Below are 1459 nucleotides of genomic sequence, written 5' to 3'. Positions count from 1 at the left end.
GAGCAATGATCAGGACCTGTGGATGACGGGAAGGACGCACCTTCCCGGATGATCTATCAGTCCGAAGTCTTGATCATGCCGGCGCGCCAACGCCGGTCGGGAAGGTACGTCCGTGTTCACGGTAGTTCAGAACATCTCCGTCGCCGACGGTGAGGCCGGGTCGACCCGGTCGTTGCTCGATGAGATCGTCCGCGACGGTGCCCGGCAGATGCTCGCCGCAGCGTTGAAGGCCGAGGTCGCGGCCTATATCGCCCAGTTCGCCGACCAGCTCGACGAGAACGGTCACCGCCTGGTGGTGCGCAATGGCTACCACGCCGAGCGGGAAGTCCTCACCGCGGCGGGCGCGGTGCGGGTCAAAGCGCCTCGCGTGAACGACAAGCGCATCGACCCGCAAACCGGTGAGCGGCACCGGTTTTCCTCGGCGATTCTGCCCGCGTGGGCGCGGAAGTCGCCGCAGGTCACCGAGGTGCTGCCACTGCTGTATCTGCACGGGCTGTCCACCGGGGACTTCGGCCCGGCATTGGAGCAGTTCCTCGGCTCCGGTGCCGGGCTCTCGGCGGCATCGATCACCCGGTTGACCGGCCAGTGGACCGACGAGGCCCGCGCGTTCGCCGGCCGGGACCTCTCGGGCACCGATTACGTGTATGTGTGGGTCGACGGCATCCACACCAAAGTGCGTCTGGAGCAGGAGAAACTGTGCCTGCTGGTGATGATCGGCGTGCGCGCCGACGGCCGCAAGGAACTGATCGCGCTCACCGATGGCTACCGTGAATCGACCGAGTCGTGGGCCGATCTGCTGCGCGATTGCCGCCGCCGCGGCATGACCGCACCGGTGCTCGCGATCGGTGACGGCGCGCTCGGGTTCTGGAAAGCACTGCGCGATGTGTTCCCGCAAACCCGCGAGCAGCGATGCTGGTTCCACAAATCCGCAAATATCCTTGCCGCGCTACCGAAGTCAGCCCATCCCGGTGCAGTCGCGGCGATGAAGGATATCTACAACGCCGAGGACATCGACAAGGCGCAACTCGCGGTGAAGGCATTCGAGATCGACTACGGCAAGAAGTATCCCAAGGCGGTCGCGAAGGTCGTCGACGACCTCGATGTCCTGCTCGAGTTCTACAGATATCCGGCCGAGCATTGGATCCACCTGCGGACCACGAACCCGATCGAATCCACCTTCGCCACCGTCCGGCTGCGCACGAAAGTCACCAAGGGGCCGGGCTCACGCGCGGCCGGAATCGCCATGGCCTACAAGCTGATCGAAGCCGCCCAAGCCCGCTGGCGCAAGGTCAACGCCCCCGAACTGGTCGCCCTCGTCCGCAACGGCGCCCTGTTCCACAAGGGCAAGCTGCTCGAACGACCCCGCGAGATCACCCCCGCATCCTCACCCGACCCGGCCGACACCACCCGAACGGAGGTCGCCTGAAACAGACCGAACCACAGGTTTTGACAATTCCTC

General features: G+C 65.2%; 1 protein-coding gene. It reads left to right on the top strand.

Annotated features, from left to right (window positions below; all coding sequences use genetic code 11):
* Positions 1 to 112: 112 nt before the first annotated feature.
* Positions 113 to 1426, top strand: a complete 1314-nt coding sequence (locus IU459_RS37150; protein WP_195134252.1) for an IS256 family transposase — start codon at positions 113 to 115, stop codon at positions 1424 to 1426.
* Positions 1427 to 1459: the final 33 nt, after the last annotated feature.

Origin of the sequence: Nocardia amamiensis (genome assembly GCF_015477605.1) — a bacterium.
GTDB lineage: Bacteria > Actinomycetota > Actinomycetes > Mycobacteriales > Mycobacteriaceae > Nocardia > Nocardia amamiensis_A.
The sequence above is the reverse complement of the archived record's forward strand: the minus strand, read 5'-3'. Positions and strand labels throughout refer to the sequence as shown.